Here is a 25,351-nt window from a genome sequence, read left to right as displayed (position 1 = left end):
GTCACGCCCGTGGTCACCGACCACAGCCCATCACCACCAAGGCTGCATGCCAAGCCTCACAGTCTCGAGACGGCCGCGGGCGGCCTCCTCGACCAACGTGTGCACCGTGCCCGGAGGTCTCGAGACGGCCGCGGGCGGCCTCCTCGACCAACGAGCGGTGCTCACTGCCAGCTGTAGCTGACCTCCGGTCGGCCGCCGCTGGCTCCGTAGCGGACGCCGCGCGCGGCCAGGCCCTGGTCGGCGAGGTGCTCGAGGTAGCGCCGCGCGGTGACGCGGGAGGCACCGACGGTGGCGGCGACCTCGCTCGCCGACAGCTCGCCCCCGGCCTCTCTGAGCGCCGTGGTCACCGTGCGCAGGGTCTCGGCGCTCATCCCCTTGGGGAGTGGAGCGCTGCCGGTCGGGCGCAGGGAGCCGAGGAGCTGGTCGACCTCGTCCTGGACGACCTCGGCGGGTGCTGCGTCCATCCGGGCGCGGTAGTCGGCGTACTGCTCGAGCTTGGAGCGGAAGGTCGCAAAGGTGAACGGCTTGAGCAGGTAGAGGACGACGCCCTGCACCACGGCCTGGCGCACGACCTTGGTGTCGCGCGCCGCGGTCACGGCGATGACGTCGCAGACGTGCCCGGCACCGCGCAGACCGGCGAGCAGGCCCAGCCCGTGCCCGTCGGGCAGGTTCATGTCGAGCAGCACCAGGTCGACCGGCGTCCCGGCCGCCTGTGCGTTGTCGAGCGCCCGGACCGCGTCGCGGGCCGACCGGGCGACGCCGGCGAGCTCGAAGCCGGGCACCCGGGCGACGTACGCCGCGTGCGCCTCTGCGGCCAGCGCCTCGTCCTCGACCACGAGGACCCGGACGGTCACGAGGGGGACCCGGTCGGCCGCAGCAGCACCGTGAACTCCGCGCCGCCGAGGTCCGAGCGGCCCACGTCGACGCTGCCGCCGTGGCGACGGGCGACCTGGACCACCAGGGCCAGACCCAGGCCACGGCCGGTGCCGGGCGTCGCCTTGGTGGTCCAGCCGCGGTCCAGGACGCGCTCGGTGTCGCCGGGTGGGAGGCCGGGGCCGCTGTCGCCGACGATGATCCGGACGGTGTGCGCGTCGCCCACCGGGCCGCCGCCCAACGTGACCTGCACGCGGCGCTCCGTGACCGGTCCGACGGCGTCGAAGGCATTGTCGAGGAGGTTGCCGAGCACGGTCACCAGGTCGCGAGCGGGCACCCCGCTGTCCGGCGGGAGCTCGCCCTCGACCCGGAGGTCCACGCCGTGCTCGGCCGCTTCGGCCGACTTGCCCAGGAGCAGCGCTGCGACCACGGGGTCGTCGACCGCGTCCACGACCTGGTCGGTGAGCAGCTGCGCGAGGTGCAACTCGTCGGTCGCGAACGCGACGGCGTCCTCCGAGCGACCCATCTCGATCAGGGACACGACGGTGTGGAGCCGGTTGGCCGACTCGTGGTTCTGCGAGCGCAGGGACTCGGTGAGCCGGCGCACGACCTCGAGCTCACCGGTGACCGAGCGCAGCTCGGTGTGGTCGCGCAAGGTCACCACGGAGCCCACGTCGCGCCCTTCCCAGCGGGCCGGCGCCGAGGAGACGACGAGGATGCGTTCGCCAGCCAGGTAGAGGTCGTCGGACTCCGCCGTGCGAGCCCGGGCGGCAGCGACGAGCCCGGGCGCGAGGCCCAGCTCCTCGATGGGGGTGCCGATGACGTCGTCGGGCAGCGCGAGCAGTCGTCGTGCCTCGTCGTTGACCAGCTGCACCCGGCCCTCTCCGTCGAGCAGGAGCAGGCCTTCGCGCACCGAGTGCAGGACCGCGGAGTAGTACTCGTACATCCGCGCCAGCTCCTGCTCCCCGAGCCCGTGGGTGAGCCGGTGCAGCCGCCGGCTCAACAGCACGGCACCCCCGACGCCGACGATCAGCACCAGACCGCCGACCAGCGCCACGATGGTGACGTCGCGGCGCAGTCCGCGGTTGATGTCGCTGACCGTGATGCCGACCGACACCAGGGCGACCACCCGGCCGTCGTCCTCGACCGGCACGACCGAACGCACCGACGGACCGAGGGTTCCCGTGTACTCCTGGGTGAAGACCTCGCCCTCCGGCGCGCCACCGAGGTCGCCGACGAAGGGGCGGCCGATCTGGGTGGGGTCGGTGTGCGTGTAGCGGGTGCGGTCCAGCGCCATCACCACGACGAAGTCGGTGTCGGTGTCGCGTCGGACCCGTTCGGTCCAGGGCTGGAGCTGCGGCGTCGGATCGACGCTGGCGAGCGCCTCGCTGACGGTGGGGGAGTCGGCGACGGTCTGGGCGACGGCCACCGCGCGCTGGGTCGCCCGGCTGCGCGAGTCCCGCCGGGCGTCGTACGAAGCCATCAGGATCCCGATCAGGACGAGGAGCAGCACGCTCCCGACCTGGAGCAGCAGCACCTGGCGCGCGACCGACCGGTCGCGGAGCAGGCGGGGTCGAGGCACGTCGCCATTCTTGCCCACCGCAGGGCGGGAGGTGTGACCTGCGCCACGAACACAACGAACACAACGGTGACCGCCGTCACGGTTCGAACCAGAGTGGCTCGTGGCCCCGGCGTGGGCCCCGGACCAGGAGGAACCCATGACATCCACCACCACGGCAGCGCAGCCCAAGCAGGGCTCACGCGCCACGCACTACCTGTACCTCGCCGTGATCGGCGCGGTGCTGCTCGGTATCGCGACCGGCCTGCTGTTCCCGGGCTTCGCGCTCGAGCTGAAGCCGCTCGGCGAGGGCTTCGTGAACCTGATCAAGATGATGATCCAGCCCATCATCTTCTGCACGATCGTCCTCGGTGTCGGCTCGGTCGCCAGCGCGGCCAAGGTCGGCCGGGTCGGCGGACTCGCCCTCGTCTACTTCCTGGTGATGTCGACGGTCGCCCTGACGATCGGCATGGTCGTCGGCAACCTCCTGCACCCGGGCGACGGTCTGCAGATCACCGCGGACGGCGCTGCGATCGCGCAGGAGAAGGCGGCCGAGGGGCACGCCGACACCACCGCGTTCCTGCTGGGGATCATCCCCACGTCGCTGTTCAGCTCGCTGACCAGCGGCAGCGTGCTGCAGACCCTGCTGGTCGCCCTGCTCGTCGGCTTCGCACTGCAGCGGATGGGCTCCGCCGGCGCTCCGGTCCTCGTCGTGGTGGGTCACGTCCAGCGCCTGGTGTTCCGCCTGCTCGGGATGATCATGTGGGCAGCTCCGATCGGCGCCTTCGGCGCGATGGCCGCCGTGGTCGGCGCGGGCGGCGCAGACGCGCTGAAGAGCCTCGCGGTCCTGATGATCGGCTTCTACATCACGTGCCTGCTCTTCGTCTTCATCGTGCTCGGCCTGCTGCTCAAGGTCACGACCGGGATCAACATCTTCGCCCTGCTGCGCTACCTCGGTCGCGAGTTCCTGCTGATCCTGGCGACGTCGTCCTCCGAGTCCGCCCTGCCGCGGGTCATTGCGAAGCTCGAGCACGCCGGCATCGACAAGACCACCGTCGGCGTGGTCGTCCCGACGGGCTACTCCTTCAACCTCGACGGCACGGCGATCTACCTGACGATGGCGTCGATCTTCATCGCCGAGGCCGTTGGCACCCCGCTCGCCATCAGCGAGCAGATCTCGCTGCTGCTGTTCATGATGATCGCCGCCAAGGGCGCTGCGGGTGTCACCGGCTCCGGCATGGCCGTCCTCGCCGGTGGTCTGCAGTCGCACCGTCCCGAGCTCGTCGACGGCGTCGGCCTGATCGTCGGCATCGATCGCTTCATGTCGGAGGCCCGGGCGCTCACCAACTTCGCCGGCAACGCCGTCGGCACGGTCCTGGTCGGTCACTGGACCGGCAGCATCGACCGCGACCAGCTGGACCGTGCCCTGTCCGGTGCGGACCCGTTCGACGAGACCACGATGGTCGACGACGACGCGGAGCCGCCGACGGAGCAGCTGGAGGCGGAGCGCCCGCGCGAGGCTCAGCCGGTCTGAGCTGGGCCGGTCTGGTCCAGCAGGTCCAGTGAATGTCGGGCGATGGCGGCTCTCGAGGCCGCCATCGCCCGCAGCTGTTCGTCCGGCTCGGCATCGAGCACCTCGAACGGCAGCGACGAGAGTGCGGTGAACAGGACCAGCTGCAGGGCGTGCGCACGTCGGACCACCTCGATCGCGATGTCGAATCCTTCGACGGCCAGCCCGTCGACGTACGACGCCAGGCACGCCTCGTCGCGTTCGAGCAGGTCGTGCGCGGAGCGCTTCCCGAGCTGGACGTCCCCGACCAGCAGCTGGCCGAGGTCGAAGCCGACCGGCAGGTGGGTGAAGAAGCCGAAGTCGATCATCGTGAAACCGGTCCGGCCCGGTCGCACCAGCAGGTTGTTGGCGCAGGCGTCGCCGTGGCCCGCCAGGAGCGGCAGCTCCATGAGCTCCGCCGCGATCGCGTCGACGTCGGCAGCGGCCTGTGTCAGCCGGTCGCGCAGGTCACCGAAGCCCGGCTCCACCAGCGGGTGCTGCCAGATGGCGTCCTCGCCGAGCATCGGCAGGACCTGGAAGCGCAGCCGGCCCTCGACGTAGCTCGTGATGTCCCACTCGTGATCGCCGATCCCGACCCGCTCGCGGACGCCGGGGTGCGCGGCGAAGCGGCCGAGCAGGTGGGCCGCACGGCGATCGCGGTCGAGGTCCCACGCGACGTCCTCGATCGGGACGACCTCCAGCCACACGGAGTAGGACAGGTCGTCGATGTCGTGCACGCCGACCGCTCGCGGGAGCGCGAGTCCGGCGGGCAGGTGGTCGCCGAGGTCCGAGCGGTAGACCGCACCCTCGGTCCGCCACGGCACCTGGGCGGCCGCCCAGGGCTGGATCTCGGGCGGCAGGTGGGCGAAGAAGGGCGAGCGGGACCACTCGTGCACCTGTTTCACGAAGAGCGCGAAACCGTGACGGTGCCCGTCCACCGACACCTCGCCCCGGACCCACCACCGCCCTGCCGTCGTGATGGCCGGGATCTCGTAGGGCACCTCCTCGGCGTACGACGACAGCAGGCTCAGCGGCGCGTCGCCGGTCTGGAGCAGGTCGGCCACCATCGACGCGAGCGTGTCGTCGGGGACGTCAGCGGCACCGAGTGCGGAGCGCTCGTGCATGGGGACCTCCGACCTGAGCGATGCAGATCACCCGATGCTAGGCCGCTCGGGATGCCGGAGTCCGTCACTCGTGACAGATAGCGTGGAGCCATGGCGGACGAGGTGGGCAGCGACGCGCCTGCTCCGACCGATCAGCCGACCGATCAGCCGACCGATCGGGTCCGCCGCTTCGGCCAGCTGTTCTGGCGCCTCGTCGTGAGCACGGTGAGCTCCTGCCTGCGCTACCGCGTCACCGGAATGGCAGCCGAGGGCGCCTTCTTCGCGGTGCTGTCGGTGCCGCCGCTGATCTTCGCGCTGGCCGGCGGCGTCGGCTACGTGACCACCCACTTCACCGCCGCGCAGGTCGACGAGGTCCGCCGGGCCGTCATCGACCTCTTCTCGGCGTTCCTCACCGACACCGCGGTCAACCGCGTGATCGTCCCGACGATGAATGACGTGCTGGAGGGCGGTCGCTTCGACGTCATCTCGCTCGGGTTCGTGCTGGCGCTCTGGTCCGGGTCCCGTGCCCTGAACGTCTTCGTCGACACCATCACGATCATGCACGGGCTCGGCGGCCACCGGGGGATCGTCAAGACGCGGGCGCTGGCCTTCGTGCTCTACATCCTCGCCGTCATCACCGGCGCGATCACGCTGCCCCTGGTCGTCGCGGGCCCGAAGCTCGTGCGGTCCTGGCTCCCCAACCGGGCCGAGTTCCTGATGGAGTTCTACTGGCCGCTGATCGTGGTGATCTGCATCTGCTTCCTCGCCACGCTCTACCACGTCTCCGTGCCGGTCCGGACGAACTGGAGCTTCAACCTGCCGGGGGCCACCTTCTCGCTCGTCAGCTGGATCGGCGGGTCCTACCTGCTGCGCTGGATCCTCACCGTGACCGCCCAGGACTCGCACTCGATCTACGGACCGTTGGCCGCGCCCATCGCCATCCTGATCTGGCTCTACATCGCCGCGCTGGCCGTGCTGATCGGCGCGGGCGTCAACGCCGCGTTCGACGAGGTGTTCCCCCAGGAGAGCACCCAGCGGGCGCGCCGCGAGCTGATGAGCCGCCTGCTTCGCCGTGCTCCGGATCCGGTGGAGTAGGTTCCGGGCCGTGGGCGACGTCGCAGGAGGTTCGGCACACACCCCGACCGTGGGGCGCATCGCACTGCCCGAACGGACCCGCTCCCCGTGGTGGGAGCTCGGTCGCCGGCTCCTCGCCGCGATGGCGATCCTGGTCGGCACGGTGCTGCTGGTCTACCTCGACCGGGAGGGCTACCGCGACGCCGGGGACGCGACCGTCGAGGACCCCTACGGCACGATCTCCCTGATCGACGCGATCTACTACACGACCGTCACCCTCAGCACGACCGGATACGGCGACATCGCGCCGGTCAGCGATCCGGCGCGTCTGGTCAACGCGTTCATCATCACGCCCGCCCGCATCGCGTTCCTCGTCCTGTTGATCGGCACCACCCTCGAGGTGCTGGCCCAGCGTGGACGCGAGATGTTCCGGATCGCCCGTTGGAGGAAGAACATGGGACACCACGTCGTCGTCATCGGCTACGGCACCAAGGGCCGCAGCGCCGTCGAGACCCTGGTCAACAACGGGTTGGACCGCGACCACGTCGTCGTCGTCGACCCGAGCCCGATCGCGCTCGCCGACGCCCACGCCGACCAGCTGGCCGTGATCACGGGGGATGCGACCCGTCGTGGCGTCCTGCAGCGTGCCGGTGTCGCCGAGGCCGACCAGGTCATCATCACCACTGGTCGCGACGACTCCAACGTCCTCGCGGCGCTCACCGTGCGCCAGCTCAACCCGGACGCCTGGATCGTGGCGTCGGTGAGCGAGCACGAGAACGCCCCGCTGATGCGGCAGTCAGGCGCCGACTCGGTCATCACGTCCTCCGACGCGGTCGGGCGACTGCTCGGCCTCTCCACACTGTCGCCGACCCTCGGCCAGGTCATGGAGGACCTGCTGAGCTACGGCGACGGGCTCGAGGTCGCCGAGCGGGAGCTGCTGGTCAACGAGGTCGGCATGCCGCCCCAGTCGCTGCCCGACCAGGTCATCGCCGTCGTCCGCGACGAGAAGGTCTACCGCTACTTCGACCCCGTCGTGACCCTCCTCGCGCGCGGCGACCGCCTCGTCGTCGTACGACCGGCGAAGGAGCTGCCGTGGGCGCCGCGCCCGGGCACGCACAACGAGGACTTCGCGACGGACGAGGACTGAGCGTTCCATGGCCAGTTCGATGGCTGGTTCGGGCCCGCCACCACTGCTGGCCGGCCTGACCTACGTCGGGCCGATCGGCACCGGCGGTTTCGCCGACGTCCACCTGTACCGGCAGGAGTTCCCTGCCCGGCAGGTGGCGGTCAAGGTGCTCCGGGAGTCCTCCAGCCCGGCGGGGGTCGCCCAGTTCCGGGCCGAGGCCAACGTCATGGCCCAGCTCTCCGGGCACCCGTCGATCGTGCCGATCTTCCAGGCCGACGTCAGCGCCTCCGGCCATGCCTACCTGGTCATGGAGTTCTGCCCGCCGCCGCACGTCGGGCACCGGTTCCGCAGCGAGCGCCTGGCCGTGCCGGAGGTGCTCGACATCGCGGTGAAGGTGGCGAGCGCGGTCGAGACCGCCCACCGGGTGGGGATCCTGCACCGCGACATCAAGCCGCACAACATCCTGACCAGCGCGTACGGCGCCCCGCTGCTCACCGACTTCGGGATCGCCACGGTCGCCGGTGTCGCCGGTGGCGGCAGCGATGCCGTCTCGGTGCCCTGGTCGCCGCTCGAGGCGTTCCTCGACCCGACGCTGCTGGACGTGCGCAGCGACGTCTACTCGCTCGCGGCGACGGTCTACTCCCTGCTGGCCGGTCGCGCACCCCACGAGATCCCCGGCGGCGCCAACGACACGACCGACCTGATCGACCGGATCGAGCGTCAGGAACCCTCCCGCGTGCTCCGCGACGACGTCCCGGACTCGCTCAACGCGCTCCTCCTGCGGTCGATGTCGAAGCGGCTCGACGACCGGCCCGCCTCGGCGATGGCCTTCGCGCAGGCCGTGCAGCAGGTGCAGGTCGAGCTGCAGCTCCCGATGACCCGGCTCGAGGTGCTGGACGCCTCGCCCGCCTCCCGGCGCGTCACCGCCAGCGATGACGGCCACACCGTCGTCCGGCCGATCTCGATCATCGTCCCCGACGAGTTCGCCGCTCGCGGAGCGCTGCTGCGACCGCGCGAGATCACCGGCGCCGACGAGGACACCGGGGTCCAGGACCGCGGCGCGGTGCCCGAGCCGGACACGATCCGCAAGATGCCCGACCTCCCGGGGCTGCCGGCGTTGCCCGGGACCATGCGCCGTCCGCTGGGGCCGCGGCCTCCCGCGCCACCCGCTCCCGGGACGGGGCCGGGATGGGTGCCGGGATCCTCGCCGGGCGGCGCACCGGCACCGCAGACCGACCCTCGTGCGCCCCGTCGTACGCCGTGGGGACTGCTCGCCGGTCTCCTCGTGACCGCGGTGGTGGGCGGTGTCGTCGCCGTGGCCCTGCTGGCCGACGACCCGGCCCCGGCGCCGCAGGACGACGGACCCGATGAGAGCATCGACGAGCCGTCGCTGATCGTCGGCGGCCCCGTGCAGCCGACCGAGCTCGAGGTCCGCCAGGCAGGCGGACGGATCCGGTTCAGCTGGACCAATCCGGCGCCGCAACCCGGCGACGCCTTCCTGGTGGAGACCGGTGCGACGCTGGCCGGTCTGGCCGAGGAGACCCGCGGCGAGGAGTCCTCGCTCGCGGTCCCGGCGAAGGCGGGGGAGCAGGTCTGCATCTCGATCTCCACGGTCCGTGAGTCCCAGATCTCGACACCGTTGACGGAGTGCGTCGTGGCACGATGACGCTCCTGCTTCCTGAGTGATGTTTACTGAGCGCCGGATGCGCTGTACTTGACGAGGGGAGCACGCGTGTCGACGCTGCGGGCTCGGAGCCGTGGAGCGCGCCGGAGGCGCGTCGCGCAGGGTGCTGTGCTGACGCTGCTGGCCGGCACCGTCGCAGTCCTCGCGATCCAGTACGACGGCGAGCCGATCCACGACGTCGACCTCAATGACGGCGGCGTGTGGGTCACCAACTCCGACCGCGGCCTGATGGCCCGTCTGAACTCCCAGGTCGGTGAGCTGGAGCTCGGCGTGGTCACCACGACGACCAGCACCGATGTCTTCCAGGAGGCCGGCAGCGTCCAGGTCTTCGATGACGGCGGCGGCAACGTCGCGCGCACCGTGTCCGTGGTCGACGTGCTCGCCGGAGTGGCGCGTCCGGTGCCGCTGCCGGCGACGTACGAGGCCGCCGCCGGCCGTACGACGGTCGCGGTGATCGACGACGCGACCGGACGGGTGTGGTTGCGCCGTGCCGACCGCCTCGAGGGGCTGGAGAGTGCACCGCCCGACACGGAGGTCTCGCCCCGCAGCAGCATCGCGGTGACCACCGCAGGCACGGCTCTCGTCCTGGACCGGGCCAGGCACCGGGTCACGGCGTGGGGACTCGACGCCACCGGACTGCCCGTCCAGGGGGAGCAGTTCGACTTCGACGAGGACTTCCTCGACGACCCGGAGCTGACCGCAGTCGGTGAGGTCCCCGTGGTCCTTCGCTACGACGAGGTCCTGCTCCCGGGCAAGGACCCGGTCCGCATCGACGGCGACAGCCCGGTCCTGCAGCAGGTCGGACCTGAGTCCGAGGTGGCCCAGGTCGCCACCGAGACCGCGGTCTGGTCGGTCCCGCTCGACGGTGGTGACGCCGAGAAGGTGTCCACGATCGACGTCGACGGGACGCCCGCCGCCCCCGCGGTGGTGGACGGTTGCACCCACGCCGCCTGGAACGACCCCGGCACCGACAACTACCAGCGACTCTGTGGCTCCGCCGACCCGTTCAGCGGGGAGATCACGCCGCTGACCGATGCGTCGCTGCTGACCTTCCGCAGCAACCGTGACGTCGTCGTCCTCAACGACGTCGCCAACGGCAGCGCCTGGATGGTGCAGGAGGACGGCCTGACCAGGGTCGACAACTGGGACTCGATCGACCCGAACGCCAAGGACCCCCAGGAGGCGAAGGTCCAGGAGGAGGTCCGCGACCGACCCCGCAACCAGCCCCCGAAGGCCGAGGACGACGAGTTCGGCGCCCGAGCCGGCGCGACGGTGATCCTGCCGGTGACGCTCAACGACGTCGACCCCGACGGCGACATCCTGACCCTCAAGCAACCACCGGCGAGCACGAAGGACGCGACGTACAGCGTCGTCGGCGAGGGCACCCAGGTGCAGGTCAAGGTCGGTCCGAACGCGACGGGCACGCTGAGCTTCGACTACGAGATCACCGACGGCCACCCCGAGAACCCGTCGTCCAAGGCGACCGTGAAGCTCACGCTCCAGGGCGACGGGACCGACGAGGCGCCGGAGCTCATCAAGGACCAGGAGAACGTCCTCCACGTCGCTGCGGGCCACGACTCCTCGCTGAACGTCCTGCCCGCGTGGATCGACCCGGAAGGCGACTCGCTCGCGCTGGTCGGGGCGACGAGCGAGGGTGGTGAGGTCGGTTTCCGTCCCGACGGGACGATCGACTTCACCGACGAGGACGAGGGCCCGGGCACCGAGACCATCGAGTTCAAGGTACGCGGCGGTGGCGCCGTCGCCGAGGGCACCGTGACCGTCAAGGTCGAGGACCCCGAGACCGCGGCGCCCCAGGCGGTCGCGGACCACTTCACCGGTGTCGTGGGCTCCACGATCCTGCTCGAGCCGGTCAAGAACGACATCGACCCGCTCGGCGGACAGCTCGCGCTGCCCACGCTCGCGAAGGTCTCCGGAGGTCCCGCGACCCTGTCGCGCGACGCCGCTCGCGGCACCGCGACCTTCCGTGCCGACCAGCACGGCACCTACTACCTCGAGTACTCGTCGAGCTCGGCCAACGGACGGACGTCGAAGCCGACCCTGATCCGGGTCGACGTGCAGCCGGCGTCGGGCGCGAACCGGCCGCCGGTCGCCACCCGCGACATCGCCGCGGTCCGCCCCGACGGCTCGGTGCTCGTCGACGTCCTCGCCAACGACGCCGACCCCGACGGCGACGTCCTCATCGTGCAGGGCGTGGAGGTCGCACCGGCCGACGTGGGCGTGGTCAAGGCCTCCCTGATCAACAAGCGGTTCGTGCGGGTGGAGGTGACCGGAGACCTCGAGGGACGCCGGCCCGAGCTGACCTACCTCCTCTCCGACGGCCGCAGCGACCAGGTGAGCGGCGCGATCGCCGTGACCAGCGCGGACCGCGGACGCAACCGCCGCCCCACCGCGGTGGAGGACGTCGTCACGGTGCGGGCCGGCACCGTCATCGACATCCCCGTCGTCGAGAACGACTCCGACCCCGACGGCGACCGGCTCACGGTGGGCCAGCAGGACCTCTTCGACGTCGACGCCCTGCGCAAGGTGATCGAGGAGGGCACCGTGCCGATCGTGGCGACGGGCCAGTCGATCCGCGTGCTCGTTCCGGACGACGGGACCAGCCAGCTGCAGATCGGGTACGGCGTCCGCGACGTCGAGGGCGTGCGCGCCGACACCCGCCTGGTGCTCAACATCAAGCCCGACAACGCCGAGGACAACCAGGCGCCGCAGCCGCGACCCATCGAGGACCGCACCGTCACCGGTCACGCGATCCGGGTGCCCGTGGCGGCCTTCGGCGCCGACCCCGACGGCGACCCGGTCGTCTACACCTCGCTGGTCGAGCCGCCGTCGCTCGGCCGGATCCTGCGCTCGGGCGCGGACTGGTTCGAGTACGAGCCCTTCGAGGGCGACGGCGCCACGGGCACCGACTCCTTCAAGATCCAGGTGACCGATCCCTACGGCCTGTCCTCCACCGCCGACGTGCGGATCGGTGTCGCGCCCCGCAGCGCCGTCAACCAGGCGCCTGCGGCGCTCGACGACCAGGTGCTGGTCAAGCCGGGGCTCACCATCAACTACCCCGTGCTGCAGAACGACTCCGACCCCGACGGCGACCCGCTCGTCCTCGACGAGGCCGGCTTCCACGAGCTCGCCGACGCCACCGGCGACGTCGGCGGCGCGATGCGTCTGGACGGGGCGACGGTCGAGGTCGACGTCCCCTCCCTCGACGGGCAGCAGGAGGTCGACAAGGTCGCGGAGTACGCCGTCTCCGACGGTCTCGGTGCGTCCTCCTCGGGCTTCCTCACGGTCACCGTCCGCGAGGACGCGCCGGACCACGCGCCGATCACCCAGGACGACGTCGCCGACTCCAGCTTGCTCGAGGGCAAGCAGGCCGGCGACACGGTCGACGTCGACGTCCTCGACAACGACGGCGACCTTGACGGTTCGAAGGCGGACCTCGTGCTCGAGGCCCCGGACGCGGCCGTGGCGTCGGTCGTCGACCGCAAGCTGAGGATCACCGTCGCCAAGGAGTCGCAGGTCGTCCCGTACCGCGTCACCGACGCGACCGACCAGTCGTCGTTCGGGTTCGTCTACGTCGCCGGCACTGACAGCATGCCGCCGGTGCTGGACTCCGAGGCCGTTCCGGTCGAGGTCACGGCCGGGGAGAAGGCGTCCATCGAGCTCGACGACGTCGTCGTGGTCCGCGCCGGCCGCACCCCGAAGGTCGCCCGGACCGACCGGATCACCGCTGCGCACGGCGACGCCCGGGCCGTCAGCGCGACGAAGCTCGAGTTCCTGGCACCCGCGTCCTACTACGGTGCCGCCTCGATGACCCTCGGCGTCCTGGACGGCGAGGACCAGAACGACCCCGACTCGCTGCAGTCCCAGATCACCGTCCCGCTCACGGTGCTGCCGTCCGAGAACGTCGCGCCCACGGTCCGCTCGACCGACGTGGTGGTCTTCGCCGGCGGCGACCCGGTCACCGTCGACCTCGCGCGCCTGGCCTCGGACATCAACGAGGGCGACGAGCTGTCCTTCGAGGTCGCCGCCGAGGACGACGCCGACACCGACGTGGACACCGCCATCGACGACGACGTGCTGAGCATCAGCGCTCCCGACGACGCCGTGAGCGGCGAGGTGGAGCTGACCGTCTCCGCGGACGACGGCGACGCCGACCCCGGCACCGGCCGGGTCAGGGTGAGTGTCATCGGCGCCGAGGACAACGCGGCCGCGCAGCCGCTGATGCGCCTGCGCGAGCTGGAGATCCCCGATGCGGAGGTCGGCAAGGTCGTGGAGATCGACCTCGCCGCGGCCGTGCTCGAGGACCCGATCGAGGAGTCCAACGAGGTCGTCGACGTCAGCTCGACGGGCCCGGCGAGCACGCCGTCGGCCTCCGGAACGGTCCTGCGCGTCACGCCTGACGACGCCGGCGAGATCGTGGTGGCCTACACGATGGACGACGGCTCGGGCGAGGTCGAGCGCCAGGTCTCCAGCCGGGTCGTGATCACCGTCGCCGGTCCGCCCGAGCGCCCCAACGCACCCCGGGCCGTCCAGGGCGGTCCGGACTCGGTCCAGCTGACCTGGACGGCGCCCTCCGACAACGGCAGCCCGATCACCGGGTACGTCGTGCGGTGGAACGGCGGCGACCAGGAGTGTGTCGCGACCCAGTGCCTCGTCGACGGTCTCGATCCGGGTGAGACCTACCGCTTCACGGTCGAGGCGGTCAACGACATCGGCGTCAGCGACCCGAGTGCCGCCTCCAGCCCGGTCACGCCCGACGAGGTGCCGGGACAGATGACCGCGCCGGTGATCGAGGACGCCTTCACCGACCGCAACGGCAAGCTCCGCCTGCGCTGGACGCCGCCGCCCAACGAGGGCTCGGACATCAGCGGCTACAAGCTCGTTTCCAACCCGGCCACCACACCCCGGCAGGCAGGTCCGGGCGACCGCTCGCTGGTCTGGGACGGCCTGGCCAACGGCACGTCGTACACGTTCCAGATCCTCGCGGTGAACGACGCCGGTGAGGGCCCGATGTCGCCGCCGTCCGCGCAGGGCGTCCCGTTCACCAAGCCGGGCACGATGGCCGCTCCGGGGATGGTGGCCGAGCCGCCGAACGACGACGGCAAGGGCTACCTGACGGTGTCCTGGCCCGCGTTGGGGGAGCCGGACAACGGCTACGACACGGTCCTCAGCTACGACGTGAAGGTGCTCGTCGACGGCGCCGACCTCACCACGGTCACCGTCGACGGCGGCACGACCAGTCGGTCCTTCGACGTCGAGAACGGCCACAGCTACACCGCGCAGGTCCGCGCCACGAACCGCTCCGGCACGGCTGATGCCTGGTCGCCCCAGTCCGAGGCGAAGGTGGCCTGGGACAAGGCGAAGGCACCCAGCGGCATCACCAAGGCGAGCGACTGCGTCGGGTGCACGAGCTCCACGTCGGCGTACAAGGGGCGGGTCAGCTTCACCACGCCCTCGGACAACGGCGGGTTCCCCGTGACGGCGTACGACGTGCGCACGTCCGACGGCTGGACCGGGCGGGTCCCGGCGCCGACCCAGGCCGAGGGCGCAGGTGCGGCCTTCGACGTCCCGTTCCTGAGCGCCGCCCAGAACCAGTCGGTCCGGTTGACGCCGATCACCCAGCCGACCGGGCAGGGCGAGGTCGCAGGGTCGGCCGGCGAGGGCGGGAACTTCGATCCGTACGCGAAGCCGATCCCGCCGACGATCACCAACGTCAATCCGGGCTACCGGCAGGTGTCGTTCACCTACAACGCCGGCGACGGCAACGGTCGGGCGATCACCAACACCGACTTCGACATCTCCTCGACGGGCGACAGCGCGGTGCTCGTGCCGGCCACCGGGGGCGGCACCACGCCGGTCGACACCGCCCAGGGCGGCGACCAGGCCTGCTTCGCCGTCCGCAAGCGGACGGCGGCAGGCGGCTGGTCGGACTGGAGCGCGAAGAAGTGCGACAACGCCGATGCGCGCCAGGTCGACGTCTACTTCTCCGACGCCGGCGCCAGCATCGGTGGTTGCACCTCGCCCAACACCAGCACCGGTCGCTGCCGCTACATCCACTTCCGCCTCGTCGGCTTCAAGTCGGGCACGCAGTACTGCGGAACGGCGGTCCAGGCAGGCGATCCGTGGTCCAGCAACAAGTGCGTCACCACCGGCGGCGACGGGCGCGCGGACGCGTCGTCGAACAGCTGGTACACCGGCTTCCCCCAGCCGGTCACCGTCACGGCCGGCGGCGTCTCCGGATCGGGCTCACCGTGACCGAGCCGTGCACCGGGCCGCACACCGCTCGTCGTACCCCCATCAGAAGGAGCCTTCCGTGACCCTCACGCCCCAGCAGAGCGAGTGGTTCGCCTCGACGTTCGGCCAGCTGGTCGGCAACGTCGAGCGCGCCCTCGTCGGCAAGACCCACGTCGTGCAGCTCGCCTTCACCTGCCTGCTGGCCGAGGGACACCTGCTGCTCGAGGACTTCCCCGGCACGGGGAAGACCTCGCTGGCGCGGGCGATGGCGCAGACGCTGCACGGTGAGCAGCACCGCATCCAGTTCACCCCGGACCTGCTGCCGAGCGACGTCACGGGTGTGACGATCTACGACCAGGCCTCGCACCGCTTCGAGTTCCGCAAGGGACCGATCTTCGCCAACGTCGTGCTCGCCGACGAGATCAACCGCGCTTCGCCCAAGACGCAGTCGGCGCTGCTGGAGGTCATGGAGGAGAACCAGGTCACCGTCGACGGCGTCACCCACAAGGTGGCGCGTCCGTTCATGGTGATCGCGACGCAGAACCCGATCGAGCAGGCCGGGACCTACCGACTGCCCGAGGCGCAGCTCGACCGGTTCCTGATGAAGACCTCGCTGGGCTACCCCGACCTGGCCAGCACCGTCGCCATCCTCAGCAACCCCAAGAGCGGCCGTCACGGTGCCGGTCTCGGCGCCATCATCAGCAGTGAGCACGTCGTGAGCATGATCGAGCTCGGCGAGCAGGTGCACACGGAGACCTCGCTGCTCGAGTACGTCGCGCGGCTCTGCGAGGAGACCCGGCACGCCGCTGACGTGCGGCTCGGCTGCTCGGTGCGCGCAGGCCTCGGACTCATCGCCGCCTCGCGGATCTGGGCCGCTGCCGCCGGGCGCAACTACGTCGTTCCCGACGACATCAAGTCGCTCGCCGTCCCGGTGCTCGCGCACCGGATGGTGCTGGACCCCGAGGAGGAGTTCCGCGGCCTGACCAGCGAGAAGGTCGTCGAGCGGATCCTCGCCACCGTCCCCGCGCCGCAGGAGCGAGCGACGGCGTGAGCGTGACGGGATGAACGGGGCGTGACGGGATGAACGGGGCGTGACGGGATGAACGGGGAAGGCTGATGAGCGAAGCGGGCGACCGGACGACGCGCGCCTGGCGCCGTCGCGCCGTCGGGCTGCGGCGACGCGGCACGAGCGCGGCCTTCGGGCTGCGTGAGCGTGCCCGCACGCGCACTGCCCGTCCCCGCGAGGCCGTCGCCCCGGTCACCGACGTCGTGTCGCCCGCCGCCCGGGGACTGCTCCTGCTGGCCGTCGTCGCGCTGGTCGCCGGCTGGCGCCTGGGCTGGACCGAGCTCCGTTTCACCGGTGTGGCGCTGGTGGTCCTCCTTGCTGCTTGCGCGGTGTTCGTCGTCGGCCGTCCCCGGCTGCAGGCCCAGCTGGACCTGACCCGCGAGCGGGTCGTGGTCGGCGAGCGCGCCAACGGACGGCTGATCCTGACCAACCCCGGCGGACGGCGTGCGTTGCCGACCATGGTCGAGCTCCCGGTCGGCAGGGGAGTGGCGGCCTTCGACGTACCCTCCCTGCCGGGTGGTGGCACCCACGAGGAGCTGTTCGCGATCCCGACCACCCGTCGCGCGATCCTCGACCTCGGTCCAGTGCGCGCCGTACGCGCCGACCCGTTCCTGCTGCTGCGTCGCGACCACGAGGTCACCGACGCCCAGCTGCTCCACGTCCATCCGCGGACCGTCCTCGTGGAGGGTTCCGCCGCAGGGTTCGTGCGTGATCTCGAGGGCCTGACCATTCGCAAGCTCTCGGACAACGACGTGTCCTTCCACGCCCTGCGCGAGTACGTCCCCGGCGACGACCGGCGCTTCGTCCACTGGAAGTCGACCGCCCGGACCGGCACGCTCATGGTGCGCCAGTTCGAGGAGACCCGCCGCGCGCACCTCCTCGTCGCGCTGAGCACCCGTCTCGAGGACTACGCCGACGACGACGAGTTCGAGCTCGCCGTCTCGGTCGTCGGCTCGCTGGGCGCCCAGACCATCCGCGACGGCCACACCCTGTCCGCGATGACCTCGACCGCCCACCTGCGCTCCGACCACGCGACGCTGCTGCTCGACCAGCTCTCCGGGGTCGGGTACGACGCGAGCGCGCCCCGCCTGTCCGGTGGCCTGCGTCGCCTCGGCCGTGACGTCCACGGGGCGAGCGTCGCGATCCTCGTGTGCGGTTCGGTCACCGACGCCGCCGACCTCCGCGCGGCGCGCCGCCACCTCGGGCCGGACGTGCGGACCGTCGTCGTCCGCAGCCGGATCGACGCGGACCTGGTGATGCGCTCGATGGGCGACCTGGACCTGGCCACTCTGGGCCGGCTCGAGGACCTGCCGCCGGCCGTGCGGAGGCTGGGCGCATGACCGTCCTCCAGGACGACACCCGTCCCGGCGTCCGCCTGTTCGCGGCGGACGCGCTGCTGCTGGCCCTGGCGGGGGCCCTGGCCCTGCTGCCCCTCGGTGACGCCTACGGCGGCTCGCGGTGGGTGGCGGCCGCGGCTGCCGGCCTGCTCGTCGGCGCCGGGCTCACCGCACTGGCTCGCCAGCTGCGCTGGGGGCCGCTGCTGAGCGCCGTCGCGCTCGCCCTCGGCTACCTCCTCGTCGGCCCCGCTGCGGCCGTCCCTGACCAGGCCCTGGGTGGCGTCCTGCCGACCCCCGGGGCCGAGCGTGCGCTGGTGACCGGCGTCGTCGAGTCCTGGCGGACCGTGCTGACCCTTCCCGTCCCGCTCGGGTCGGAGCGCGGTGAGCTGGTCGTGCCCTTCCTCGTCGCACTCGTCGGCGGTGCGTCGGCAGCGACCTTCCTGTGGCGCAGCCGCTGGCCCGGCGCCGCTGGTCTCGTCGTGGTGGTGATGTACGCGCTCGCTGCTGCCTTCGGCACCCGCGAGACCGAGCTGCCGGTCGTTCGGGGCGCACTCCTGCTCGTCGTCCTGCTGGTGTGGACCCGATGGCGCTCGCTGCGCCACCTCTCGACCTCCTGGGTGCGCCGGATCGCCCTCGGCACGGCCGTCCTCGGTGTGGCCGGTGTCGTGGGCTGGGGAGCGACGGCGATCGCGCCGGAGCCGCGCACTCGCGACGTCCTGCGCGACCACGTGGAGCCTCCGTTGTCGGAGCTGGACTTCAAGAGCCCGCTGGCGGCGTACCGCTCCTACTACAAGGAGCACAAGACCGACGCCCTGTTCACGTTCGAGGGCCTGCCGGCGGGCGACCCGTGCGTGCGGCTGGCGACGATGGACACCTTCGACGGCATCGTGTGGAACGTCTCGACCTCGGACCAGCGGACCGGGTCGAGTGCCTTCGGGCCGGCACCCGCCTCCGAGCGCGGTGACGCGATCAGCGTGACCGTCGACGACTACCGGGGCACCTGGGTGCCGACGGTCGGGACGGCCGAGGGCGCGTCCCGGACCGAGGACGCGGCACCGGACGCCGGTCGCGAGCTGCTGATCAACACCTCCTCCGGCGCACTCGCGGAGCGCGGCGGCGCCCGCGAGGGCGACGCCTACCGGGTCGACTGGGGGACCGGCGCGAGCTGCACCAACGACGCCCGGGCGACCAGTGCGGACCGCTCGGTCGGGATCGCCTCGATGGACTTCGCGATCGAGCCCCTCGACGAGCTCGCCGCGACCTGGCTCGGCCGGGGACGTGTCGCGACCGACTACGAGCGGGTGGTCACCCTGACCCGCGGGTTCCAGGAGGGCTACTTCAACGACGGTCTCGACCCGAAGCAGTTCGGCTACTCCGCCTCGGGACACGGCGCCAAGAGGCTGGCCGACCTGGCGCAGGACCCGGGCCGGATGGTCGGCAACGACGAGCAGTACGCCTCCGCGCTCGCCTACGTCGTCCAGCGGCAGGGCATCCCCGCGCGGGTCGTGCTCGGCTTCGAGCAGGTCCGTTCGGGAGGTGTCGTGACCGGCGACGACATCGCCGCCTGGGTCGAGGTGCCCTTCGAGGGCCGCGGCTGGATGCGCTTCGACCCGACGCCGCCCGAGGACCGCACGCCGCCGCCGCTGGACGACTCGCCCGACGAGGTGCCGCAGCCGTACGTCGTCCAGCCCCCGGTCCTGCCGCAGGAACCTGCCGACGTCCAGGGAGTCCCGCCGGACGGCAGCGGGAGCGACTCCTCGGACGAGATCTGGGACCTGATCCTGCGCATCCTCGGGATCCTGTGGTGGGTGCTGCGGATCGTCCTCCTGCTCGCCCCGCTGTGGCTGATCCTGCTCGTGAAGCGACTGCGTCGCCGTCGGCGGCGCCGCGCGAGCGACCCGGTGGACCGGCTCAGCGGCGGTTGGCGCGAGCTCACCGACCGGGCTCGCGATCTCGGTGTCCGGCTGCCCGAGGGGCACACCCGCCGCGAGAGCGGCCTGGCCCTCGCCGAGCGGTTCGAGACCGTCGACACGTCCTCGCTGGCCGTCGAGGCCGACCGGCACGTGTTCGGCCTCGGGGCTCCGAGCGAGGCCGACGTCACGGCGTACTGGGCCGACGTGGGTACGGCCGTCAAGCGGATGCGTCGTGCCACCCCGTGGTGGCGACGGTGGTGGGCCGGCTTCTCACCCGCGTCGGTGCCGTGGCGGCAGGGGCTGCGGTCCTCTCGTGCCCGGTGGGGGCAGCGATGGAGTCGCCTGGTGCCCCGAAGGCTGCGGCGTCGGCCGGGCACGTCCTGACCTGAGTCCTGCGCGCAGATCGTCTGGCCGGCGGCGTACATCCAGGACCGTCGCCCCTCCTGATGACTCATCGGGACTAGGCCGGCGCACGACGATCGGGCAGACCTGTCTCACCCCTGCGAATACTGGGTGGTGTCGCGCGACGTGGACCTCGCGTCCCCGCCATGCTGTGGGCCATGGGCAAGGACTACGGACCGTGGGTCAGACACGAATGGTGTCCTCGCTGCTACCGGCGCACCGAGCAGACCCGGTGGTACCGGAAGTTGCTGGAGGCTCCTCCCGAGCAGCACGAGCGCCGCACCCGCTGCAACGAGTGCGCGGGCGAGGTCGGCCTCGTCGCGAGCTGAGCCGGTCGGTGTCGGCTCGCGCAGGGTTGCATCTCGGGGATCGGGTACCACGACGTCGTACCTGATCCCTGAGCCCCACAGGAGGCTGACATGGCCAAGAACGCCACGCACGACCTCGCCCACGACCTGCGCGACGTCGCCGACGACCTCAAGGAGCTTGTCGAGACGGTGGTCGTGCCCAAGGTGACAGCGGCGGCCGCCGAGGGCCGCGGACGGATGGCCGTCGCCAGCGACGCGGTTGGATCTGCGGTCCAGGCGGCAGCCGGTCGAGTCCCCGACAACGTCGTGGACCGTCTGCCCAACGCGGTCTCGGACCGGCTGCCGACCCAGAAGCCCCGCCGGGGACGCAAGCTGCTCCTGGTCGGCCTGGTCGCAGCCTTGGCGGCCGGTGCAGCCGCGTTCGCCCGCAAGTCGAGCGCGAGTGCCCCCGAGCCCGTGAGGTCGGCCCCGGAGCCGGCAAGCGACGCCGTCACGCCGTTCGACCACCCCACCCCCTGACGGTCCACGGCGACCGAGGGTAGGGACCGCGACCCTCGCCATGGCGTCGATCGAACACATGTTCTATTGTGGCGACATGGCGGGGGTGCGGCATGTCTGGGTTCGACCGGCCTTCGTGCCGGTCGAGCTCCCGGGTCTGGTGATCGACTGGCGCTTCGGCGACACCGGCTGGGAGGGCCTGGTCACCTATGCCGACCGCGACGGCCGCATCGTCACCGAGTGGTTCCCGGCCGCCCAGCTCCGCCCGATCCGGGTGGCTCCGCAGACGGGCTCGGCCTACGGATGAGACAGGCGCTGTGGGGGCGCCTGTCTTTTCCTATGTGTTTCATGAGGAAGTCGCGAATTGCACGCGCGAACCGGGGTCCGGCCACTAGCGTCATCCCCGGTTCCCCAACCACATGTGTCCGACGGGCCCCACATCCGCCGGACATTCGGACGCCCCGTCCTGCCTCGCGCAGGACGGGGCGTTTCGTGGTCGTGGGCGGGTCAGGCGGGTCAGGCGGGTCAGGCGGTGCTCACGGTGACGGTGTTCGAGCAGCCGGCTGCGTAGCCGGAGAGGGCGGACTTCTCGGCACTGTCGGCGCTCAGTCCCCAGCGGATCTTCACGGCCACCCACTCGGCGACGTAGCGGCACCTGTCGTAGGTCGGCATCCAGTCGTTCGGGTCCTTGTCGCCCTTGGCCTGGTTGACGTTGTCGGTGACCCCGACCAGCGTGCGATGGTCGCCGAGGTCGTTGGCGTAGGCCTGGCGGCGCGCGGTGGTCCAGCTCCGCGCCCCTGACCCCCATGCCTCGGCCAGGGGCACCATGTGATCGATGTCGACGTCGCCCGGATTGGTCCAGGACACCCGGTCGTAGTAGGAGTACCACCGTCCGGAGGCCACGGTGCACTTCCCGGAGGTGGTGTACATGACGGTCGCGTCGGCCTCGCTGATGAGCACCTCCTGGCGGGCGTTCTGGCAGTCGCCGTTGGCGTCGACCCAGTGGGGGAAGAGGTTGCGGTCGTAGCCGGTGTTGCTCTCGCCGGCGGTCGGGATCTGTGCGATTGCCTGGGCGAGGGTGCCGGTGAAGCTCGCCGCCTGCGCGGGCGCGGGTCGTACGCCGAGGACGAGGGCGAGCACGGCGCCGAGAGCGAGCAGCAGTCGACCCGCGGGCCCGAGGGTGCGGAGCACGGGAACGCTGGGGGAGAGGTGCGTTGCACGAGGCATGGGACAGCTCCAGCCGAGAGGCCGGGCCCGGTCGCCCGGCGGTCACCCCTGTCTACGCTCCTTCCGGACCGCGCGCGAGAGGCGCGCGGTGAACAACGTGTGTCGCGGTGGGCACGCCCCGCTACGTGCGTCGGTGGAAGCGGACGTCGCCGTGGGGGAGCCAGGTGTGGTTGTAGGCGCGGTCGTGGATGAGGTGGTGGTGATGGGAGCAGAAGCAGACGCCGTCCTCGATGGTGGTGTGGCCGCCGTGGGTCCAGGGTTGTCGGTGGTGGATCTCGCACCAGGYGGCGGGGATGGTGCAGCCTTCGCCGCGACATCGGCGGTCGCGTAGCCGGATGGCTCGTCGTTGGTGGGGGCGGTGGAGGCGGGCGGTGCGGCCGATGTCGAGGGGTTGGCTGTCGGTGCCGAGGACGGCGGGGATGAGGGCGGCTTGGCAGGCGAGGCGTCGGGCTTGTCCGGCGGTGATGGTGAGCTCGCCGTTGTCGTTGTCGGTGAGGAYGTCGGCGGTGGCGAGGTCGGTGCGGAGCTGGTCGATGGTCATGGTGATGATCAGGGTGGTGGCGTCGCCGCCGTGCTCGGGGAGCTGGTCGGGGTCGAGGAGCTCGAGGAGTGCGCTGAAGGCGTGGGCGTGGGCCCGGTGTTGGGGGACGCGTTCGCCGTTGCCCGTCGTCTCTCGGGTTTCGGTTGCGCGGGGTGAGGTGTAGGCGTKCAGGTAGCGCTTGAGTCGTTCGGTGACCGGGGTGGGCAGCAGGCCGCGGAGGTGGGTGGTGCCGTCGCCGCGGTCGAGGAASGTGAGGAAGGCCTTGGYGTGGGCGCGGCGTTCTTCTTCCTCGAGGCGTTTGGCGTCGTGTTCTTCTGCGATCTCGGGGGCGATGATGTCGAGSAGGCGTCGTGCCAGTCGGCGTAGYTCGATGGGTCGGAACTGGTCGCAGTAGCCGACCAGTGTGGTCTCGGCGTCCTGGACCAGTTATGTTGGTGATCACGCGGGCCTGTGCGGCCGTCACCTGGCCTGTGCGCAGGCCGGCGGCGACAGTGGTGCGGATCTCGAGTGCTTTCGCGAGCCGGGCSTCGGCTCGKGAGAGGGCTGGATCGGTCCTGGTCGCGTGGGAGAGCCAGGCCGCGGCGTCGCGGGCACCGGACTCCTGGCCGATGCCGTCGGCTGCGGCGAGGACCCGGAGCCGCAGCTCGGTGAGCTGGGCCTCGGCCTGAGCGAGCTCAACCAGCGCGGCCTGCTTCTGTGCGGTGTCCATGAAGACCGGCTGGACCTCACCCACCGCAGCGAGTGCCGCGCGTACCTCGTCCACGCACCCCAGGATCGGGTGGGTGCGGGTGGCGGTGGCGACGGACATCGAGGGCTCCTCGGGCAGGCACGACAACGGGGTTGTCGCCCTCCAGGAGGCACCGGTGGTGCAGCGACTCCACACCTGGACGGTGCGTGTCATGTCCTGACGAACTCAGACCTCAGGAACCCGGAGCCACTGGGAGCGCCCCGCCATCGGCCGTAGGACAAGGGTACACCTGTTCGAATGTCATGTCCATTGCTGCTGGTCGAGCTGTCAGTCCTGTGGGCGAACGACGGGCGCGCCGCCCGACCAGAAGACGTCGAGGCCGCGCCACCATCGCAGCGACTCGGGGCCGAGGTACGCCTCGATCTCGCTCGCCTCCACGCCAGCCCGCGACGCGGCTGACTGCAGTCCCTCGAGGTAGCCGATCGTCGCCAGCTCCCGGACGCCGTCGTCGCCCTCCAGGTGCAGGCGCTCGATCGCGTCGAAGGCAGCGGACAACTCACCGGTGGCGCCGGCCTGCAGTTGGCCCACGAGATGCCGCGCGAACGCACTCGCGTCGACGTAGTGCAATCGGTCCTCTACGTCGTCGGTCGGATCACTCCCGGACTCGTCCCAGATCCCGGCGGAGGACGGCGCCGCGACGAGCAGGAGGCGCATGACCTCGTCGGCGGTGATCATCTGGCCATCGTTCCCGACTGCTCCCGAAATGGGAAAGAGGCCCTCGAAAGGGCCTCTGACCTGCTGTTCTCTGGTGGGCGATACTGGGTTTGAATCTTGTTTCACGGGATGCGGCGATACTGGACATTAGTGGACAAAACGCCCCTGACCTGCGGAAACAGGATCCAGTATCGCTTTTGCATCTGGACAGAAATGCACGGGTTTTGCCATCCTTGTTGCACGTTGTTGCACGAAAATGGGGAGTGGGCATGCCACGCAGGCGCGGGTTCGGAGCGATCAGGAAGCTTCCAAGCAAGCGCTATCAGGCGTCTTACCTCGGTCCCGACCTAGTCCGGCACAAGGCATCGGTGACATTCGAGACGGCTGAGGATGCCGAGGCGTGGCTCGCCGATCGGCGTCGCGAGATCAACAACGAGGACTGGACGCCGCCTAGGACGACTAAGCCACTCACGTTCGGGGAGCACGCCGAGCGCTGGCTCACGCATCGTCAGTTGAAGCCGCGCACTCGCTATCACTATCGCCAGATTCTCGACGCGCGGATCTTGCCGACGTTCGGCGACGTCGCCCTGAAGCACGTGACTGCCGATCTGATCGACGATTGGCACTACCGGATGGGGGAGGCGACCCCGACCGCCACTGCACATGCCTATGGCCTGCTCAGGACGATCCTGGGCGACGCCGTGCAACGTCGTCTGATCGACTTCAATCCCTGTCACATTCGCGGCGCGGCCAACACGAAACGCGTCAAGCAGATCACCCCTGCGACCCTGGCTGAGCTCGAGGCACTGACGAAGGCGATGCCTGAGCGCTACCGGCTGATGATCCTGCTCGCGTCATGGTGCGGACTCCGCTTCGGAGAGATCACCGAACTACGCCGCCACGACTTCGACGTGATCAACGGCGTCGTCAAGATCCGCCGAGCCGTGGTCCGCGTGAAGGGCGAGTCCATCATCGGCACGCCGAAGTCAGACGCGGGCACGCGCGACGTCTCGATTCCACCGCACCTTCTCCCCGTCGTGAAGGCGCACCTGAGCGACAACATCACCGGAGGCCGCGATGGCCTCCTGTTCCCTGCCGCTGGCGACCCAACGAAGCACCTGGCGCCCGCCACCCTCTACAGGGTCTTCTACAAGGCCCGGGAGGCCGCCGGTCGACCTGATCTCCGGTTCCACGATCTTCGCCACACCGGAGCGGTCCTGGCTGCCAGCACTGGCGCAACCCTGGCCGAACTGATGTCCCGCCTCGGACACTCCACTGCCGGCGCAGCGTTGCGCTATCAGCACGCGGCCGAGAACCGCGACAAGGTCATAGCCGAAGCCCTGTCGAGCCTGGCCACGAAGGACCTCTGACCGATCGCTGAGGAGCTTGGTTGCATCGATGCGAGGGAAGCCGTTACCGAGTTAGATAATGGTAGAAT

The 25,351-nt window shown here is 70.9% G+C and carries 18 protein-coding genes; 12 read left to right on the top strand and 6 right to left on the bottom strand.

Going from position 1 to position 25,351, the window contains the following annotated elements; translation table 11 throughout:
• Positions 1-161: 161 nt before the first annotated feature.
• Together ASE01_RS20590 and ASE01_RS20585 are read right to left on the bottom strand one after the other, a co-directional pair.
• Positions 162-854 (bottom strand): response regulator, encoded by a 693-nt coding sequence (locus ASE01_RS20590; protein ID WP_056756894.1) that lies wholly within the window; start codon positions 852-854, stop codon positions 162-164.
• Entirely contained in the window at positions 851-2,455 is a 1,605-nt protein-coding gene (locus tag ASE01_RS20585; protein WP_235536122.1) for a sensor histidine kinase, read from the bottom strand. The genes ASE01_RS20590 and ASE01_RS20585 overlap by 4 nt, the downstream gene beginning before the upstream one ends.
• A 136-nt stretch (positions 2,456-2,591) precedes the next feature.
• On the opposite strand from ASE01_RS20585, the gene ASE01_RS20580 reads away from it, so the two are divergent.
• Positions 2,592-3,965, top strand: coding sequence for a cation:dicarboxylate symporter family transporter (locus tag ASE01_RS20580; protein WP_056756888.1), 1,374 nt, complete (start codon positions 2,592-2,594; stop codon positions 3,963-3,965).
• Here ASE01_RS20580 and ASE01_RS20575 read toward each other — a convergent pair.
• Complete coding sequence (locus tag ASE01_RS20575) at positions 3,953-5,104, bottom strand: phosphotransferase (protein WP_056756885.1); 1,152 nt, start codon at positions 5,102-5,104, stop codon at positions 3,953-3,955. The genes ASE01_RS20580 and ASE01_RS20575 overlap by 13 nt on opposite strands.
• A 90-nt stretch (positions 5,105-5,194) precedes the next feature.
• Here ASE01_RS20575 and ASE01_RS20570 point away from each other — a divergent pair, with 90 nt between their 5' ends.
• The 10 genes from ASE01_RS20570 to ASE01_RS20525 all read left to right on the top strand — a co-directional run bounded on the left by ASE01_RS20570 (position 5,195) and on the right by ASE01_RS20525 (position 21,050).
• Positions 5,195-6,178 carry a YihY/virulence factor BrkB family protein gene (locus tag ASE01_RS20570; RefSeq protein ID WP_056756882.1) on the top strand — a complete coding sequence of 328 codons (984 nt, stop codon included), beginning with the start codon at positions 5,195-5,197 and terminating at the stop codon, positions 6,176-6,178.
• 10 nt (positions 6,179-6,188) lie between these two features.
• Positions 6,189-7,304 (top strand): potassium channel family protein, encoded by a 1,116-nt coding sequence (locus ASE01_RS20565; RefSeq protein ID WP_056756880.1) that lies wholly within the window; start codon positions 6,189-6,191, stop codon positions 7,302-7,304.
• 7 nt (positions 7,305-7,311) lie between these two features.
• Complete coding sequence (locus ASE01_RS20560; protein ID WP_056756877.1) at positions 7,312-8,949, top strand: serine/threonine-protein kinase; 1,638 nt, start codon at positions 7,312-7,314, stop codon at positions 8,947-8,949.
• A gap of 66 nt (positions 8,950-9,015) precedes the next feature.
• Positions 9,016-15,240, top strand: coding sequence for an Ig-like domain-containing protein (locus ASE01_RS20555; RefSeq protein WP_157537637.1), 6,225 nt, complete (start codon positions 9,016-9,018; stop codon positions 15,238-15,240).
• Between the two features lie 58 nt (positions 15,241-15,298).
• A complete protein-coding gene (locus ASE01_RS20550) occupies positions 15,299-16,270 on the top strand; it encodes an AAA family ATPase (protein WP_056756871.1) in 972 nt (323 codons plus the stop codon).
• Between the two features lie 65 nt (positions 16,271-16,335).
• On the top strand, positions 16,336-17,625 hold the full coding sequence (locus tag ASE01_RS20545) for a DUF58 domain-containing protein (protein WP_056756867.1): 1,290 nt from the start codon (positions 16,336-16,338) through the stop codon (positions 17,623-17,625).
• Positions 17,622-19,919, top strand: coding sequence for a transglutaminaseTgpA domain-containing protein (locus ASE01_RS20540; protein WP_056756865.1), 2,298 nt, complete (start codon positions 17,622-17,624; stop codon positions 19,917-19,919). Before ASE01_RS20545 ends, ASE01_RS20540 begins: the two co-directional genes overlap by 4 nt.
• 176 nt (positions 19,920-20,095) lie before the next feature.
• Positions 20,096-20,266 carry a hypothetical protein gene (locus ASE01_RS20535; RefSeq protein ID WP_157537635.1) on the top strand — a complete coding sequence of 57 codons (171 nt, stop codon included), beginning with the start codon at positions 20,096-20,098 and terminating at the stop codon, positions 20,264-20,266.
• 90 nt (positions 20,267-20,356) lie between these two features.
• Positions 20,357-20,764: a hypothetical protein gene (locus tag ASE01_RS20530; RefSeq protein ID WP_056756860.1), complete on the top strand. Its 408-nt coding sequence runs from the start codon at positions 20,357-20,359 to the stop codon at positions 20,762-20,764.
• 76 nt (positions 20,765-20,840) lie between these two features.
• Positions 20,841-21,050, top strand: coding sequence for a hypothetical protein (locus ASE01_RS20525; RefSeq protein ID WP_056756857.1), 210 nt, complete (start codon positions 20,841-20,843; stop codon positions 21,048-21,050).
• 218 nt (positions 21,051-21,268) lie between these two features.
• Here ASE01_RS20525 and ASE01_RS20520 read toward each other — a convergent pair whose 3' ends face one another.
• From ASE01_RS20520 to ASE01_RS20505, 3 genes are all read right to left on the bottom strand, one after another.
• The gene (locus ASE01_RS20520; protein ID WP_082606260.1) at positions 21,269-21,970 is read right to left on the bottom strand and encodes an HNH endonuclease family protein; all 702 of its coding nucleotides are present in this window, start codon (positions 21,968-21,970) and stop codon (positions 21,269-21,271) included.
• A gap of 121 nt (positions 21,971-22,091) precedes the next feature.
• Complete coding sequence (locus ASE01_RS24125; RefSeq protein ID WP_082606259.1) at positions 22,092-22,937, bottom strand: HNH endonuclease signature motif containing protein; 846 nt, start codon at positions 22,935-22,937, stop codon at positions 22,092-22,094.
• A 589-nt stretch (positions 22,938-23,526) separates the two neighbouring features.
• Positions 23,527-23,934: a hypothetical protein gene (locus ASE01_RS20505; RefSeq protein WP_056756841.1), complete on the bottom strand. Its 408-nt coding sequence runs from the start codon at positions 23,932-23,934 to the stop codon at positions 23,527-23,529.
• A 347-nt stretch (positions 23,935-24,281) separates the two neighbouring features.
• On the opposite strand from ASE01_RS20505, the gene ASE01_RS20500 reads away from it, so the two are divergent.
• Positions 24,282-25,283: a tyrosine-type recombinase/integrase gene (locus tag ASE01_RS20500; RefSeq protein ID WP_200958921.1), complete on the top strand. Its 1,002-nt coding sequence runs from the start codon at positions 24,282-24,284 to the stop codon at positions 25,281-25,283.
• Positions 25,284-25,351 lie beyond the last annotated feature (68 nt).

Source organism: Nocardioides sp. Root190 (assembly GCF_001428565.1).
Lineage (GTDB): Bacteria > Actinomycetota > Actinomycetes > Propionibacteriales > Nocardioidaceae > Nocardioides.
Note: the sequence above shows the minus strand (reverse complement) of the source record. Positions and strands in the feature narration are given on the sequence as shown.